The organism is Streptomyces sp. NPDC091272, from assembly GCF_044757485.1.
GTDB lineage: Bacteria > Actinomycetota > Actinomycetes > Streptomycetales > Streptomycetaceae > Streptomyces.
Genome location: NZ_JBIVVC010000008.1, coordinates 193,141 through 209,109 on the forward strand (window position 1 = coordinate 193,141; position 15,969 = coordinate 209,109).

18 protein-coding genes are annotated in these 15,969 nt (G+C 71.1%); 9 read left to right on the plus strand and 9 right to left on the minus strand.

The annotated features are described in order from the left end of the window. Positions 1-172: 172 nt before the first annotated feature. Positions 173-1,663: an LVIVD repeat-containing protein gene (locus tag ACIQM4_RS23095; RefSeq protein WP_401594634.1), complete on the plus strand. Its 1,491-nt coding sequence runs from the start codon at positions 173-175 to the stop codon at positions 1,661-1,663. Between the two features lie 24 nt (positions 1,664-1,687). Here the strand turns inward: ACIQM4_RS23095 and ACIQM4_RS23100 are convergent, their stop codons facing one another. The 5 genes from ACIQM4_RS23100 to ACIQM4_RS23120 all read right to left on the minus strand — a co-directional run bounded on the left by ACIQM4_RS23100 (position 1,688) and on the right by ACIQM4_RS23120 (position 5,745). Next, positions 1,688-2,314, minus strand: a complete 627-nt coding sequence (locus ACIQM4_RS23100; RefSeq protein ID WP_401594636.1) for a TetR/AcrR family transcriptional regulator — start codon at positions 2,312-2,314, stop codon at positions 1,688-1,690. Between the two features lie 151 nt (positions 2,315-2,465). Further along, positions 2,466-3,191 carry an HAD family hydrolase gene (locus ACIQM4_RS23105; protein WP_401594639.1) on the minus strand — a complete coding sequence of 242 codons (726 nt, stop codon included), beginning with the start codon at positions 3,189-3,191 and terminating at the stop codon, positions 2,466-2,468. 7 nt (positions 3,192-3,198) lie between these two features. Further along, on the minus strand, positions 3,199-3,864 hold the full coding sequence (locus ACIQM4_RS23110) for a phosphatase PAP2 family protein (RefSeq protein WP_401594642.1): 666 nt from the start codon (positions 3,862-3,864) through the stop codon (positions 3,199-3,201). A 179-nt stretch (positions 3,865-4,043) separates the two neighbouring features. Next, positions 4,044-4,997: a M56 family metallopeptidase gene (locus ACIQM4_RS23115; RefSeq protein WP_401594644.1), complete on the minus strand. Its 954-nt coding sequence runs from the start codon at positions 4,995-4,997 to the stop codon at positions 4,044-4,046. A gap of 139 nt (positions 4,998-5,136) precedes the next feature. After that, complete coding sequence (locus ACIQM4_RS23120; RefSeq protein ID WP_401594647.1) at positions 5,137-5,745, minus strand: DUF5134 domain-containing protein; 609 nt, start codon at positions 5,743-5,745, stop codon at positions 5,137-5,139. A 241-nt stretch (positions 5,746-5,986) separates the two neighbouring features. Here ACIQM4_RS23120 and ACIQM4_RS23125 point away from each other — a divergent pair, with 241 nt between their 5' ends. Next, positions 5,987-6,535 (plus strand): GNAT family N-acetyltransferase, encoded by a 549-nt coding sequence (locus ACIQM4_RS23125; protein ID WP_401594650.1) that lies wholly within the window; start codon positions 5,987-5,989, stop codon positions 6,533-6,535. Between the two features lie 80 nt (positions 6,536-6,615). Here ACIQM4_RS23125 and ACIQM4_RS23130 read toward each other — a convergent pair whose 3' ends face one another. The 3 genes from ACIQM4_RS23130 to ACIQM4_RS23140 form a co-directional block, all read right to left on the minus strand. Beyond that, positions 6,616-7,299: a glycerophosphodiester phosphodiesterase gene (locus ACIQM4_RS23130; RefSeq protein WP_401594653.1), complete on the minus strand. Its 684-nt coding sequence runs from the start codon at positions 7,297-7,299 to the stop codon at positions 6,616-6,618. 38 nt (positions 7,300-7,337) lie between these two features. After that, on the minus strand, positions 7,338-7,463 hold the full coding sequence (locus ACIQM4_RS23135) for a hypothetical protein (protein ID WP_401594655.1): 126 nt from the start codon (positions 7,461-7,463) through the stop codon (positions 7,338-7,340). A gap of 166 nt (positions 7,464-7,629) precedes the next feature. Further along, positions 7,630-8,271: a PadR family transcriptional regulator gene (locus ACIQM4_RS23140; RefSeq protein WP_401594658.1), complete on the minus strand. Its 642-nt coding sequence runs from the start codon at positions 8,269-8,271 to the stop codon at positions 7,630-7,632. Between the two features lie 51 nt (positions 8,272-8,322). Here ACIQM4_RS23140 and ACIQM4_RS23145 point away from each other — a divergent pair, with 51 nt between their 5' ends. The 6 genes from ACIQM4_RS23145 to ACIQM4_RS23170 all read left to right on the plus strand — a co-directional run bounded on the left by ACIQM4_RS23145 (position 8,323) and on the right by ACIQM4_RS23170 (position 14,577). Then, positions 8,323-9,444, plus strand: a complete 1,122-nt coding sequence (locus tag ACIQM4_RS23145) for an LLM class flavin-dependent oxidoreductase (RefSeq protein ID WP_401594660.1) — start codon at positions 8,323-8,325, stop codon at positions 9,442-9,444. Between the two features lie 4 nt (positions 9,445-9,448). Beyond that, positions 9,449-10,462, plus strand: a complete 1,014-nt coding sequence (locus ACIQM4_RS23150; RefSeq protein ID WP_401594663.1) for an alpha/beta hydrolase fold domain-containing protein — start codon at positions 9,449-9,451, stop codon at positions 10,460-10,462. Positions 10,463-10,543: 81 nt separating this feature from the next. Beyond that, positions 10,544-11,941 carry a DUF6421 family protein gene (locus ACIQM4_RS23155; protein WP_401594666.1) on the plus strand — a complete coding sequence of 466 codons (1,398 nt, stop codon included), beginning with the start codon at positions 10,544-10,546 and terminating at the stop codon, positions 11,939-11,941. 26 nt (positions 11,942-11,967) lie between these two features. Next, on the plus strand, positions 11,968-12,729 hold the full coding sequence (locus tag ACIQM4_RS23160; RefSeq protein ID WP_401594669.1) for an SDR family NAD(P)-dependent oxidoreductase: 762 nt from the start codon (positions 11,968-11,970) through the stop codon (positions 12,727-12,729). An 83-nt stretch (positions 12,730-12,812) separates the two neighbouring features. Then, entirely contained in the window at positions 12,813-13,889 is a 1,077-nt protein-coding gene (locus tag ACIQM4_RS23165; protein ID WP_401595052.1) for a threonine aldolase family protein, read from the plus strand. A 94-nt stretch (positions 13,890-13,983) separates the two neighbouring features. Beyond that, positions 13,984-14,577: a transglutaminase domain-containing protein gene (locus tag ACIQM4_RS23170; protein WP_401594672.1), complete on the plus strand. Its 594-nt coding sequence runs from the start codon at positions 13,984-13,986 to the stop codon at positions 14,575-14,577. 45 nt (positions 14,578-14,622) lie between these two features. Here the strand turns inward: ACIQM4_RS23170 and ACIQM4_RS23175 are convergent, their stop codons facing one another. Further along, a complete protein-coding gene (locus ACIQM4_RS23175; protein WP_401594675.1) occupies positions 14,623-15,345 on the minus strand; it encodes a lysophospholipid acyltransferase family protein in 723 nt (240 codons plus the stop codon). Positions 15,346-15,616: 271 nt separating this feature from the next. Between ACIQM4_RS23175 and ACIQM4_RS23180 the strand changes: the two genes are divergently transcribed. Beyond that, on the plus strand, positions 15,617-15,946 hold the full coding sequence (locus tag ACIQM4_RS23180; protein WP_401594678.1) for a TlpA family protein disulfide reductase: 330 nt from the start codon (positions 15,617-15,619) through the stop codon (positions 15,944-15,946). The last annotated feature ends 23 nt before the right edge of the window (positions 15,947-15,969 follow it).

Here is a 15,969-nt window from a genome sequence, read left to right on the forward strand (position 1 = left end):
GCCTCCTGGGGCACAACGGTGAGTTGATGACCGTCCTAGCACGATTTCGCACACGGATGATCAAAAAACTTCATTACATCTCCGTTGCCGTCTGTTGAGATGTACATGCGAAGGAAGATACTCGCGGAGTCCCGCCTTCGTTCAACTGCGAACCAGATCAAAGGAGTACGCAGTGACCTCGTTGACAGCACCACGTGTCCGACGACGTAGACGCCTGGGTGTGGCAACCGCCGCAGCCGGGCTGTTCGCCACCCTCCTCACGGCGGGCCCCGCCGCCGCGACCCCCGACCCCGGTGACAGCCCCAAGCAGCGGCAGTCGGTCACCACCTCGCAGCAGGAGGAGGCCCGCAAGGCCATCCAGGGCGGCGAGATACCCGGCGTGGACGAGATCGTTCACAGCAAGAACGTCGAACACCTCGCGAACATCCCCAAGGACGCGCTCAAGGGCACCAACTCGGACCTCGCCTTCCAGGGCAAGTACGCCTTCGCGGGCAACTACGACGGTTTCCGGATCTTCGACATCAGCAACCCGAGGAAGCCGAGGACCGTCACCCAGGTCCTGTGTCCCGGATCGCAGAACGACATCTCGGTCTCCGGCAACCTGCTCTTCCTCTCCACCGACTCCTCGCGCAGTGACAACTCCTGCACCAGCGTCACGCAGCCCGCGACCGAGAAGTCCTCCTGGGAGGGCATGAAGATCTTCGACATCAGCGACATCCGCAAGCCGCGGTACGTCGCAGCCGTCGAGACCGCCTGCGGTTCGCACACCCACACCCTGGTGCCGGAACGCCGCGACGTGTACGTGTACGTCTCCTCGTACTCGCCCAGCGCCGCCTACCCGGACTGCAAGCCGCCGCACGACGGCATCTCGATCATCAAGGTGCCGCGCACGGCTCCCCAGAAGGCCGCGGTCATCGACTTCCCAGTGCTCTTCCCCGACGGCGGCAACCCCGGTGGCGGCGCCGAGAAGCCGTACGTCTCGGCGACCACCGGCTGCCACGACATCACCGTGCTGCCCTCCAAGGACCTCGCGGCCGGCGCCTGCATGGGTGACGGCATCCTCTTCTCCATCGCGAACCCGGCGAAGCCCAAGGTCATCGACCGTGTCCAGGACAACACCAACTTCGCGTTCTGGCACTCGGCCACCTTCAACGAGCGCGCGGACAAGGTCGTCTTCACCGATGAGCTCGGCGGCGGCGGAGCCGCGACCTGCAACGCCGAGATCGGTCCCAAGCGCGGTGCCAACGGCATCTACGAGATCAAGGGCCGGGGCGACCACCGCAAGCTCGTCCTCAAGAGCTACTACAAGATCCCCCGCCACCAGGCGGCCACCGAGAACTGCGTGGCCCACAACGGATCCATCATCCCGGTCCACGGCCGGGACATCATGGTCCAGTCCTGGTACCAGGGCGGTGTCTCCTTCTGGGACTTCACCGACTCCTCCAAGCCGAAGGAGATCGGCTACTTCGAGCGCGGTCCCATCTCCGCCGACGCGCTGGTCGGCGGCGGCACCTGGTCCGCGTACTACTACAACGGTTACGTCTACTCCAACGACATGACCAAGGGCCTCGACGTCCTGAAGATCGACGACCGGCGCACCGATCCCGCGAAGCGGGTCCGGCTGCGCGAGCTCAACGTGCAGACGCAGCCCGACTACCTCTGACGGTCCTGCTCCCTCGCACCCGCGTCAGCTACGGTCACCCGCGCCGCCGGACGGATTCCCGTCCGGCGGCGCTCCGAGTTCCCAGTCCAGCCCGTACCGCTGGAACAGCTCCGAGCGCAGCCGCATCAGCGGCATCGGCGCACCGGGCAGCAGCAGGGCGAACACCGTGCCCATCAGCAGGGCCCGCAGCATCACGTACTCGGTCTCGGGATCCGCGGAGCCGTAGCGGACCATCGCACCCCGCAGGGCGTCGGCGAGCTGCTGTTGCTCCGGGCACTTCACGAAGCCCTCCGCCTGGAGGATGCCGGCCATGTGCGTGCGCATCAGCAGGGGGTGTTCCTGAGCCAGCCCCAGCACCGCGTCCACCGCGCGCGCCAGGACCTCGCGCCCGTCCTGCGCGGCCGGTTCCCGCTCGATCGCGGACCGGATCGTACGGTGCATCAGCCGGTGCACCGCTGACTGCAACAACTGCCGCTTGCCAGGGAAGTAGTACGACACCAGGCCCCGCGCGGAGCCGGCCCGGTCGGCGATGTCCGCGAGGGTCGTCGCCTCGTACCCCCGCTCGCCGACGAGTTCCACCGTCGCCTGCAGGATCCGCTCGCGCGAACGCCGCCGCAATTCCTCGTTGTGCGATGCGCTGCGCGGGGACATGCTGTAACTCCTGCGTTGACTGGCTCGAAGCCAGTATACTCAGCGGACGGTTGCCACCCCGGCTCGTTCGGGGGCGGCCTGCGGGACCGCTGTCTGCCTTGGGCGACGCGGGGGATCGTCCAAGGTGGACAGCACGGCCGGGCCCCGGGATTCACTCCTGGGGCCCGACCGGTGTCCGGGGCCGGTGGGACCGGTCGAGCAGGTCCAGCACCGGACGCAGTCCGTCCGGACGTTCGGCCGCGGGCAGGTGGTCCACGAAATGGACCGCACAGCCCAGCGCGGCGGCCCCGCCGTCCGCGGTCCGGTCGTCACCCACCATCAGCACCTGGGCCGGATCCTGGCCCAACGCCTCGCACGCCGTCCTGAACAGCCGGGCGTCGGGCTTCTGCACCCCGTGTTCGTACGAGAGCACGTACGCGTCGACGAACGGGTCCAGACCATGGGCGCGGAACACCGGACGCAGGTCCCAGCCGATGTTGCTCACCACCCCCACCGCGACTCCGCGCGCGTGCAGCTCCCGCAGCACCTCCGGCGCGTCCGGGTACGGCTGCCAGGCTTCCGGGAGCATGTGGCGTGCGTACAGCGCGTCGTGCAGGGAGTCGTGCGGGAGCTGCACCTGGCGGGAGAGCCCGGTGTACGCCGCGCGGTGCCCCTGCGCGCTCTCGTCCCTGGTGGCCCACAGCGCGGCCAGTTCGGGCGGCATCCGCAACGGCGGAGCGCCGCCCGGCAGGGCCCCGGCCGCCGACAGCAGCTCGGCGTACCGATGCCGGTCCGCAGCGGGCACGCTCGCGCCGAGCACCGCGTCGACCCAGGAACGGGCCGGCTCGACGCGGAGCAGTGTGCCGGAGAAGTCGAAGAGCACGGCTTTGATCGTCATTTTGGGATCATCCCCGCGGCGCGGTCCGGTACGCGTAAAGGGCGGCCGACAAAAGCACCGCCACCGTACCGAGCAGCCAGCCCGCGAGGACGTCGGAGAACCAGTGCACACCGAGGTAGAGGCGGGTGAACCCGACGCCCACGACCGACACCACCCCGACGGCCAGCAACGCGACCCGCGCCGCGCGCGGAGCTCCGTACAGCCACATCAGCCAGAGCAGAAGCCCGAAGGTCACCGTCGCCGTCATCGCGTGACCGGAGGGGAAGGCCGCGTAATGGGCGGAGTCGACCGGGTCGGCCCACTGCGGACGCTCGCGCCCGACAGCGGACTTGAGCACCTGCTGGACGAACGCGCCGACCGCGCTCGTCACCGCGATCCACATCGCCGCCAGGCGCTCACCGCGCAGCAGCAGCCAGACGAAGACCGCCGCGACGACCGCCCGCATCGCCCAGGGGTCCCACACCCAGTCGGACAGGATCCGGTTGGTACGGGTGGCCCCCGGATCGTCCACCGCCCAGCGGTGCAGCCCGTTGGCGAGGCCGACGTCGAGGGTGAGCAACGGCCCCCATCCGGTGGCGACCAGGGCCAGCAGCACCGCGAAGGCGCCGCTGAGGAGGGCGCCCGGCAGGAGCGTCGGCGGGCGGGCAGGCAGGGCGGGGCGAGGGGAGCGCATGAGGTGATCCTTGCCGACCTGCGGCGGATCAAGCTCCCTCGGCGCACCGGGGCCTGTCGGCCTGCTCCCGAGCACGTTCATCCGGTGCACCGGGGCCTGTCGGCCGTCGCCGGACGGAGTTGCCCGGCGTGCGCACACGCGCCGGCTTGCGGCGGGACGGGACCCCGCGGCGGGGCGAGCTATCCCAGCGCGCTGAGACCCGGTACGAACGCCACCACGAGCGGGACGACGGGAACCAGCGCCGACACCGCCGTCAACCGCAGCCGGCGGCCCGGACTCAGCCTCGGGACCGGGGAGAGCAGCCGGTTCACCCGCTGCGGCAGACCGGCTTCAGGCGTCGGGCAGGGGCCGAACACCCCGCGGTGCTCGTTGAGTTCCACCAGCGCGAGCGCCGTGGTCAGCCGGCCGAACCTGCGGGATGCCATGTCGTCGGCGGCCAGCTCGACCAGCCGGTGCATCTCGTCGCGGAACGCCGCGAACACCGGGATCTGCGGGAAACCGTTCGCCAGCGCGCCCGAGCAGTGCAGCAGCCAGTCGTGCCGGGCGCGTGCGTGTCCCTGCTCATGGGCCACCACCGCGTCGAGCTGGCGCCCCTTGAGCCGGCGCAGCGCCGCAGTGGTGATGACCAGGCGCGCTTCGGCCCCCGGCAGCCACCAGGCGTGCGGCCGTTCCTCCTCCAGCACGACGAGACGGTCCTCGCCCGGCCCGCCCGGACCCAGCCGTTCCTCGCCCGGCAGTACCGGCGCCCGTACCAGCAGCTCCGCCCGGCGCTGCCTGCGCGCGGTGCGCGCCCGGAGGATCTCGCGGGTCAGCATGGCGCCGGTCCAGACCCCGCAGCCCGCCAGGACGACCGCGAGGGCCGCGGACCACGGGCCGTGCGCGCCGAAGGCGTACGCCTCGACGACCCCGCGCGGCGCGGGCGCGAACACGTGCCCCCGTACCAACTGCCACGCGGCGGCCGCGCTGAACGTCATGGCGAGGGCAAAACACAGCAGCACCGCGCCCACCACGCACTGCCACATCCAGAGCGCGACCACGGGTTCCCGCTCCCGCCAGTCGGTGGCCGCCAGCAGACGCGGAGCCGTCGCGGCGGTCAGCAGGCCGAGCAGCAGCAGCGCCAGGGCAACCATCATGGCGTCAGCCTATGAGGGCACCACCACCCCCGGGTATGGGAGCGGTCCAGGAAGTGACGTACGACTCACCGGGCCCGACAGCCCCTTGCGCGCCGTCTCCCCACCGCTTCGCCCTGCCCGACGGCTGCTCGCCGGCCCCTCACAGCGTCAGCAGCATGGTGAACATGCCGAGCGCCATGGACAGCCGGCAGGCGAGCGCCAGTTCCGGGCGGGCGCCCCAGCCGAACGCCCCGCCCGCGGGCACCGGCACCGGCGCCGGTGACGCCGACGGCAACGCGCCGGCCAGCGGGATCAGCCGGGCCCCCGCCCGCAGGACGTACACCGCGTAGTACGCGAGCAGCACCCCGGTCAGCAGCGGCACCCCGCCCGCCGTCACGGCCCCGTGCCCCACGTGGCCGCCCGCCGCACCACCGGCGCCGGGAGCCATCACCACCGCCATGTACACCATGGCGGCGGAACCGATCAGATGGTGCAGGTGGTGGGAGCCGTGCGTGCCCCCGCGCACCCACCACAGGGCGCGCAGGGCCGCCGCTCCGAACACCGTCGCGTACACCGCCCAGCTCCAGCCAGGCGGGGCGAACACCGCGGCGGGCACCGCCATCACCGCCATCCCGAGCCCCATCAGGGCCTCACCCCTGGCCACCGGGCGCTCCGCCCGCGGCCCGCTGCGCATCCGCAGCAGGCAGTACGCACTCGTCACCCCGCACAGCGCCACCAGCAGCCAGCCGGACATCGCCGCTCCGTGCACGGAATACCTCCCGTTCGGTCCACCACGACTTGTCGACAGGTCGAGGAGTCGATGCCCGCAAGGGCCGGGGCGTACGCACGCGCAACGGCACACGGGGGGAGCACGGACCGCGTTAGGGTCGGACAGCGACCGGACGACGCCACAGAAACACCCCCGGTTCCGCGACAGCACAGGAAACGCACCCGGCCCGGCGCCAACGAGGGGCACGGGTGCGGCACAGAGCAGATGGGGCACCGCCAGCATGGACACCACTTCGCGCCCGGCCCTCGGGGAACTCGTCTACCGCGACGCCGTCGAGGCCGACGCGGACGCGCTCGTCGCGCTCATCGAGTCGGCCTACCGCGGCGACAGCAGCCGTACGGGATGGACCACCGAGGCCGACATCCTCGAAGGGCAGCGGACCGACGCCCAGGGCGTCCTCGCCGTCATCACTGACCCGGGCAGCCGGCTGCTCACCGTCGAGCGGGACGGCGAGCTGGTCGCCTGCTGCCAGCTCGAACACCGGGGGGACGCCGCCTACTTCGGTATGTTCGCGGTGCGGCCGGGGGTGCAGGGCGGCGGTCTCGGAAAGCTGATCATCGCGGAGGCCGAGCGCCTGGCGCGGGAGTCCTGGCAGGCGCGCGAGATGCACATGACCGTGATCTCCGTACGCCACGACCTCATCGCCTGGTACGAGCGCAGGGGCTACCGCCGTACGGGACGGATGACGCCGTTCCCGTACGGCGACGAGCGCTTCGGGATCCCGCAGCGCGACGACCTCCAGTTCGAGCTCCTGCTGAAGGAACTCTGAGCGGCCGCGCGACCCCCGGGAGGGGGCCGGGCCGGGCGACGGCCCGTCCCGGCCCGTGAGCGGTCCTCAGGCCATGAACCTCAGGCCATGAAGCGACCCGTCCTGCGGATCTCCGGGTAGTCGGTGGTCACCCCGTCCAGCTCCAGCGCGTGGGCCAGCCGCAGCTCGTCCGGGGTGTTCACCACCCAGCCGATCACCCGCAGTTTCTCCGCGTGCGCGCGCCGTACGGTCTCCAGGGTGAGCCGCTGGAGATCGAGCACGACGGCCGCCGCCCCCACGGCGAGCGCGCGGTCCACCACCTCGGGGCCGTAGAACTGCGCGACCAGCGCGGTCCGCACCCCGGGCAGCAGGGCGGTGACCTGGGCGAGGGCCTCGTCGTGGAAGGACAGCACCTCGACGCGGTCCAGCAGGTCGCGCCGCCGCAGCACCTCGGCCAGCGCACGCGCCGCGGCCACGTCCTTGATCTCCGCCTGCAGGGGCGCGGAGACCGCGTCCAGCACCTCCTCGAAGAGCGGGACCTGCTGGCCGCCGCCCGCGTCCAGGGCGCGCAGCTCGGCGAGCGACATCGCCGAGATGGCCCCTTGACCGTCCGTCGTGCGGTCGACGTCGGCGTCGTGCATGACGACGAGGGCGCCGTCCTTGCTCAGGTGCACATCGAGTTCGATGACGTCCATGCCCGCCTGCTGGGCGTGGCGGAAGGAGTTCAGGGTGTTCTCGTGCTCGACACCCATGACTCCGCGATGACCGATGGTGAGGAAAGACAAGGTGATCTCGCTTCCGTCGACGGCGGCTCACAGCGAGATTAACGGCCCGTCCCGGCAACGGAACCCGCCTGGCGCGAGGAAGTGGAATCTTCGAACTGGGTACCGGCGATTCCCAGGATCAGACCGGTGGCGAGGGCGGCGAGAAGGACGGCGCGCATGCTCATGCGGAGGGCTCCGGGCAGGTAGGGACGGGGGCGGGGCACCGCCTGTCGCGACAGGCGCGGTCGTGACAGGCGCGGTTGCGACAGGTGGTGCTCGCGACAGGTGGTGCTCGCGACAAGGACAGGGTGCGACCGTCCTACCGCCAGAAGTGCGCGGGAGGGCGTTACCTCACCCGTCCGTGGGCGCGTCCGGCGGGAGTTGACCCTCCGTCCCTGGCGGGTGGAGTTCCGCGAGATCGGCCAGCATCGCCCGCGCCAGTTCGAGTTCGGCGAGATGCTGCCGCTCGGCCCAGCGCAGCGCGACCTGTGGATGCGCCCACTGCGTCACCCCCTCGGCGCGAGCGAGGGCTTCGCGTACGCCCGCCAACTCGCCTTCCGTGCAGGTGATGTGCTCCGTCACGCGGGCGCGCAGCCGGGCGGGGTCCGAGAGGTGCCCGAGCCATACGCGCAGGACGAGCGGGTGCTTCAGCACGGAGGGCCCCGTCCCGCCGGTGTCCGCCCACTCGGTGAGCGCCTCGCGGCCCCGCGGGGAGAGGGTGTAACGCCGCTTGGCGCGTACCTCCTCGGGGCCCGAACGGCTCGACGTGACGTAGCCCAGGTCCTCAAGTCTGCGTAGCTCCGCGTAGATCTGGCTGATCGCCGGCGACCAGTAGAAGAAGCGCAGTGAGGAGTCCGCCCACTTCTTCAGCTCGTAGCCGGTGCGCTCGCCGGGGAAGGACAGCAGCCCGAGCACCGCCCATGCGGTGGGCGGCAGTTGGGCGATGTCGTCCTGCCGCGCATCTTGCTTCTTCGAGAACTGACGGTTAGTCATATGACGAATTGAAGTAGCGGCGGAGCACGGAAATCAACCCCTGGAGGGGCCGTGGAATTCTCAGTCATCTTCGAGGCCCAACTGGCCGACCCCACCCCCGAACGTGAGCACCAGGTCATCCGGGACAGCGTGGAGCAGGCCGTCCTGGCCGAGCGGATGGGGTTCGACCGGATCTGGGCCGTCGAACACCACTCCCTCAAGTGGTACGCGCACATGTCGGCCCCGGAGATCTTCCTCACCTGGGTCGCCGCGAAGACCTCGACGATCAGAATCGGGCACGGCGTCGTCTGCATGCCGTTCGCCTTCAACCACCCGGCGCGGGTGGCCGAACGGGCCGCCATGCTCGACCTGTTGTCCGGCGGGCGGCTCGATCTCGGCGCGGGCCGCGGCGGTACGAAGCAGGAGACCTCGCTGTGCGGCGTGGACCCGGACCGCACGACCAGGGAGGTCGAGGAGGCACTGCGGATCATCGGCCGGGCCTGGCAGGAGGACGAGCTGGAGTACCACGGCGAGCTCATCGACATCGACCCGCACCCGATCCTGCCGCGCCCCCGGCAGAGTCCGCACCCGCCGCTCTTCCTCGCGTGCAGCCGCACCGAGACGCTCGTCCGGGCCGCCGAACTCGGCGTCGGCGCGCTCGTGATGGGCTTCGCGGGGCCCGAGGCGATCGCCGACATGCGCACGGCGTACGACGCGGCGCGCGCTGCCCGCGGTGACGGACGCTTCGTGTCCAGCGTCGTCAACGACCACTTCTCCGTGCTGTGCCCGACGATCGTCCTCGACGACGGGGAGCGGGCCAGGAGCGTCGGCGTGCGCGGGCAGCGGTTCTTCGCCCAGTCCATCGGCCACTGGTACGGCGGCGCCGGCGTCCCCGACGAGGCGGTCGTGGCGGGCGCCGACGAGGGCGCGGAGATGCGCAGGGCGGCCGAGCAGGTGCTCGCGCGTCTGCACGAGCAGCGCATTCCGGTGCGTCCCACGTCGACCGCCACCTTCCTCGCCGACCACGCGTACGGCACCGCGGACGACGCGATCGCGTACGTGGAGCGGCTGCGCGACGCGGGCGCCGACGAGATCATGTGCCTGATCCAGATGGGCACGGTGCCTCAGGAGGCGTGTCTGGAGACCCTGCGGCAGTGGGGCGAGAAGGTCATCCCGCACTTCCGTGGGGCGTGAGGACATGACCGGTACCGCGCAGGGCGACCGGCTCGACCCCGCGGCCCGCCCCCTGGTCGACCGTATGACCAGGGGTTTTCCCGATCTCGGGGGCGGCGTCACCGACGCGGCCCGAGCCCGTCGTGTCCTCGCCGCGTCGCTCCCGCCCGGTGCCGGGTGCCCGGCGGTGGGTTCCGTGGAGGACCGTACGCTCCCGGGGCCCGCGGGGGCGCCGGGGATCCGCGTGCGCGTCTACCGGCCGACGCGTCCCGTCCCTCACCCGACCGTCGTCTTCTTCCACGGCGGCGGGTTCAGCCTGGGCGGTCTCGACTCGCACGACGGCACGGTGCGCCAGATCTGCCGGGGCGCGGGCGCGGCCGTCGTCTCGGTGGACTACCGGCTCGCACCCGAGGCGCCGTACCCGGCCGCGGTCGAGGACGCGTACGCCTCGTTGTGCTGGGTCGCCGAGCACATCGAGGAGGCGGGCGGCGACCCGGGCGCGCTGGTCGTCGCCGGAGACAGCTCCGGCGGCGCGCTCGCCGCGGTGGCCGCCCGGATCGCGCGCGACAGGGGCGGCCCCGACCTCGCCCTCCAGGTGCTGCTCTACCCGGTGCTCGACGCGGCCCAGGACACCCGCTCGTACCGGGACAACGCCCGCGGCTACTTCCTGACGGCGGCGCACATGCGGTGGTTCTGGGAGCAGTACTTGGGGCCCGAGGGCGCCGCGAGCCAGGTGGCGCGGCATCCGGACGTCTCGCCGCTGCGCGCCCGGGACCTCTTCGGGCTGCCGCCCGCCCTTGTCCTGACGGCGGGCTGCGACCCGCTGTGCGACGAGGGCAGGGACTATGCCCGCGCGCTGGGGGCGGCGGGGGTGGCGGTCACCGCGCGGCACTTCCCCGCGATGTTCCACGGGTTTCTCGGGTTCACCGGGCTCCTCGCCGACTCCCGTACGGCGATGGCCGCCGTCACGGAAGCCATCGCCGCCCTCGAAGTGCACGGCAGGAAGAATTCCGGTGATCTGGGGGGTGCGGCAGGATAATTTGTTCCATGCCCACTTGTGCGAGATAACCCTGCGTGGATACGGTTCCTTGACGCGAGGTTCTCCGGTGGAGGAAGTGACATGACGCAAATCTTGGCGCAGGGCATAGCCGATGGAGCCGTGGCGGAAGCCTCGCGGGTGGTCGACCACCCTGCCTGGCGGGTGCTCAAGGACGCGGTGGAGCAGATCAGGCCCTGGCAGTGCGCCGACGGCTCGATCGATCTCGACGCCGAGGGCGCCCCCGCCCGCGGGGAGGTGGACGCCGTGCTCGACCGGGTGATCACCGCGGTCGAGGAGCTGGCCCCGCTGCTGCCGCACGACGCCGCCTACCACCGGGCGCTCGTCGCCGACCTGCGTGCCTGGGCCGGATCCGGCTACGCGGTCCCCGACTTCCTGGACTCGCTGCTCGCCTTCCAGCCGGCCGCCTCGCGCGCCGACGGACTCCAGCACCTCGTGCTGTTCCCGATGTACACCCAGAACGGCAACCCGGACCGCAACCTCGAAGCGGTCGCGCTGCGCATGGTGTGGCCCGAGTGGCTGGCGGAGCTGGAGCGCACGCGGTACGACAACCCGCTGTTCTGCGGCATCACCTTCGAGGACTTCACCTCGGGTTACGACACCAACTCCGCCGTGCTCTTCCCCGAGACGATCGCCGTGCGCCAGGCGCCGGAGCGGTTCACCTGGGGCGGCATCTTCTGCGACCGCGAGGCGGCCCGCTTCCGTGCCGTCACCGCGGCGGCCGTGGACGTCCTGGGCCTCGAACTGCCCGACGACATCCGGGCGATGGTCGCCGACCAGGACCGCTGCCAGCAGGCCTTCGTACTGTGGGACATGGTCCACGACCGCACGCACAGCCACGGCGACCTGCCGTTCGACCCCTTCATGATCAAGCAGCGGCAGCCGTTCTGGATGTACGGCCTGGAGGAGCTGCGCTGCGACCTCACCGCCTTCAGGGAGGCGGTGAAGCTGGAGGCTGACGGCGTCCCGCAGGGCCGCGACGTGCAGTACGCGATGCTCTTCGACCGGATGTTCCGCTTCCCGGTCACCGGCGAGCGGGTGCGCAACTACGACGGGCTGGGCGGCCAGCTCCTCTTCGCGTACCTGCACCAGCACGACGTGGTGCGCTGGACCGACAACACCCTCAAGATCGACTGGGTGCGGGCCCCGCAGGTCACCAACCAGCTCTGCGCCGAGATCGAGGAGCTGTACCGGGCCGGCATCGACCGCCCGAAACTGGTGCACTGGTTCGCCGCGTACGACCTGGTGGCGCGCTATCTCTCCCCGCACCCGGGATCGCGCTGGGCCAAGGGCCCCGACGCCCTGGACCTCTCGCTGCCGCCCCGGAAACTGGTCGACGACGTGCTTCCCGACGAGTTTCCGCTGAGCATGTTCTATGAGGCGCTTTCCAAGAAGCTCAAGTCAGTGATCGCCTCGACCAAGGGGATCACCGCGGCGGGCGCCGAGCGGGTGGCCGCGTGAGCTCCCGCGCCCAGGAGGCGACCGACATGACCGCACGCAACACACCGGAGGGGCCTCTGGAGGGGGCCGTCATCGCGGTGGCGGGCGCGGCCGGGCCCGCGGGGCGCGCGACGCTGCTGCGACTCGCCGAGGCCGGGGCCACGGTCGTCGGCGCGGACGCGGACGCCGCCCGTCTCGCGGAGGCCGTCGATGCCGCCCGGTACGCGCACGGCGGCGCGACCGTCACGGGCGACACCGTCGACCTGCTCGACCTGGCCGCCACCCGCGCGTGGGCGGACAAGACCGAGAAGGAGTTCGGCCGGGTCGACGGGATGGTCCACCTCGTCGGCGGCTGGCGCGGTTCGGCGACCTTCGCGGAGACCGACCTCGCCGACTGGGACCTGCTCGAAAAGCTGCTGATCCGCACCGTGCAGCACACCTCGCTCGCCTTCCAGGAAGGCCTCCAGCGCAGTGACCGGGGCCGCTATCTGCTGATCAGTGCCGCGGGCGCGTCCAGGCCCACCGCGGGGAACGCCGCCTACGCCGCCTCCAAGGCTGCCGCCGAGGCGTGGACGCTCGCCCTGGGCGACGCCTTCCGCAAGGCGGGGGGCGAGCAGGGGCCGCGTACCGCTGCTGCCATCCTGGTGATCAAGGCTCTGGTGCACGACGCGATGCGCGCCGAGCGCCCGAATGCGAAGTTCGCGGGCTTCACCGACGTCACGGAACTGGCCGAGGCCATCGCCGGTGTCTGGGAGCGGCCCGCCGCCGAAGTGAATGGACAGCGACTGTGGCTGACCCCCGAACCGTGACGGAGCCCGGGAGCGGTTCCGCGCCGGAACCGACCACCACGACGACCGTGACCACCACGACCACCACCACCGTGAGCGGACCGGTGAACCGGCCCAGGACGGACGCCCGTCGGCACCACGACCCCACCTCACGGGGGTTCGCCAGCGACAACTACGCGGGCGCCCATCCCGAGATCCTGGCCGCCCTCGCGCTCGCCAACGGCGGCCACCAGGTCGCGTACGGCGAGGACGACTACACCGCGCACCTCCAGCAGGTGGTGCGCGGCCACTTCGGCCCGTCCGCCGAGGCGTTCCCGGTCTTCAACGGCACCGGCGCCAACGTCGTCTCCCTGCAGGCGCTCACCGACCGCTGGGGCGCGGTGATCGCGGCCGAGAGCGCCCACATCAACGTCGACGAGGGCGGTGCCCCCGAGCGGATGGGCGGACTCAAGCTGCTCACGGTGGCGACCCCGGACGGCAAGCTCACCCCCGAGCTGATCGACCGGCAGGCCTGGGGCTTCGACGACGAGCACCGGGCGATGCCGCAGGTCGTCTCGATCACCCAGAACACCGAACTCGGCACGGTGTACACCCCGGACGAGATACGGGCGATCTGCGACCACGCCCACGCGCACGGCATGAAGGTCCACCTCGACGGCGCGCGCATCGCCAACGCCGCCGCCTCGCTCGACGTCCCCATGCGCGCCTTCACCAACGCCGCGGGCGTCGACCTGCTGTCGTACGGCGGCACCAAGAACGGCATGCTCTTCGGCGAGGCCGTGATCGTCCTCGACCCGGACGCGGTCCGCCCGGCGGCGATGAAGCGGCTGCGCAAGTCGTCCATGCAGCTCGCCTCCAAGATGCGCTTCGTGTCGGTGCAGCTGGAGGCGCTGCTCGCACGCGACCTGTGGCTGCGCAACGCCCGGCACTCCAACGAGATGGCCCGGCGCCTCGCCGCGGGCGTCCGCGGCGTCGACGGCGTGGAGATCCTCCACGAGGTGCAGGCGAACGCGGTGTTCGCCCGGCTGCCGCACGACGTGAGCGAACGCCTCCAGAAACGCTTCCGCTTCTACTTCTGGGACGAGGCTGCGGGCGACGTGCGCTGGATGTGTGCCTACGACACCACCGAGGACGACGTGGACGCCTTCGTGCAGGCGCTCAAGGAGGAGATGGCCCGCTGAGCAGTCCCCCGGGGCGGCTCGTGAGATGCATAGATATGCGATCGACCGAAAAGTTATTGACTCTCGGTCGGTCGCATTCCTATGCTCACGGGCCATGGAGCTGATCCAGCAAAACCCGGACCTGTCCGCCTATCTGGCGTCCGACGAGGCCATCGACCACCACCACCCGCTCGTGCGGCGGACGGCCGCACAACTCGCCGGACAGGTCGCGGACTCATATGCATACGCCCATGCGGCCTTCGAGTACGTACGGGACACCCTCCCGCACTCGGCGGACTCGGGAGATCCGCGCGTCACCTGGCGCGCCTCGGACGTCCTGGCGCAGCGCACCGGGATCTGCCACGCCAAGGCGCACGCCCTGGCCGCGCTGCTGCGCGCGGAGGACATCCCCACCGCGCTCTGCTACCAGCGGCTGGAGTACGACGGAGCGGGCGGCCACTGTGTGCACGGACTGGTCGCCGTACGGTTTCGCGGCGGCTGGCACCGGCAGGACTGCCGCGGCAACAAGGAAGGCGTCGACGCGCGGTTCTCGCTCGACGGCGAGCGCCTGGCGTTCGTGCCGGCCGGGGAGCGCGGCGAGCGGGACTACCCGACCCTGTACGCCGCACCCCACCCGGCCGTGCTCCGTGTCCTCAAGGAGGCGCCGGACCGCGCCCGCCTGTGGGACGCGCTACCGGATGCACTATGAGGCCTCAGTGCCTGTGGGACGCGCTGCCGGACGCCCTGTGAGGCCTCAGCCCGCCTCGCGCAGCTGTGCCTGGGTCGGGGCCGTGCCCCCGAGGTGGGCCGGGACCCACCACGTGTCCTTGTCGTCCCTCGGGCGCACCGGGTAGGCGCGCTGGGCGGCCTCCAGCAACTCCTGGACGTGCTCGCGCAGCCGCCGGGTGATGGCGCCCGCGTACTCGTCCGTCGAGGCCTTCAGGGGCTTGCCCACGCGGATGGTGACGGGGATGTGGTGACGGCCGAAGTTGCGCGGCCTGCCCTTGGTCCAGATCCGCTGGGTGCCCCAGACGGCCATCGGGATCAGCGGTACGCCGGCCTCCTGGGCCAGCCTCGCCGCGCCCGACTTGAAGCTCTTCAACGTGAACGACTCGGAGATCGTCGCCTCCGGGAAGACCCCGATGATCTCGCCGGAACGCAGCGAGTCCAGCGCGTGCCGGTAGGCGTTCTCACCCTGCTTGCGGTCCACGGGGATGTGCTTCATGCCGCGCATCAACGGCCCCGACACCTTGTGCCGGAACACCGACTCCTTCGCCATGAAGCGCACCAGGCGCTTCTGCGGAAGGGCGGCGAAGCCGTTGAAGATGAAATCGAGGTAACTGATGTGGTTGCTGACCAGCACTGCCCCGCCCGAGCGGGGGATGTTCTCAGAACCCTGAGTGTCGATCTTGAGGTCGAGCGCCTTGAAGAGGGTGCGAGCGGCGCCGATGACCGGTCGATAGACGAGTTCTGCCATGACGGGGGACCCTTCTCTGACCGGGGAGGGCTCTCCCGGTGTGAAAGTTACGCTGCCGTAGGTTTTCGGCGTTGGGCAGATCGTGCCCCATGTACGGCCCAGTAGCCAGTCCCCGGGTACCCAGAACGCGAGATTCTCATCACGTCCCGCGATGTCCACTCATACCCTGACCTGCTGCGGGTTCGTCGAGGGCGACGGGAGGGCGGGGAATCACGGCGCCGGGCCGAACGCTGCACACTGTGTCAAGCACCGCGTAAGGGGAGGGTGAAATATGCCGGAACACGACGCCACCACGCGGCTCGGCGCGGGCGAACTAGGCGTCGCGCCGGGGGAGCGGGCCACCCTCGTGCAGTTCTCCAGCGCGTTCTGCCAGCCGTGCCGGGCCACCCGCAGGACCCTCTCCGAGGTGGCGGCGATGGTCGAGGGAGTGACGTACGTGGAGATCGACGCCGAGGGCCGGCTGGAACTCGTACGGCGGCTGGACGTCCGGCAGACGCCGACCGTACTCGTCCTGGACGGGGCGGGCCGGATCGTGCGGCGCGCGACGGGGCAGCCGCGCAGGGTGGACGTCATCGCCGCCCTGGGGCACGCCGTCGGGTGACCCGGCCGGGGCCGGTGAAGGGC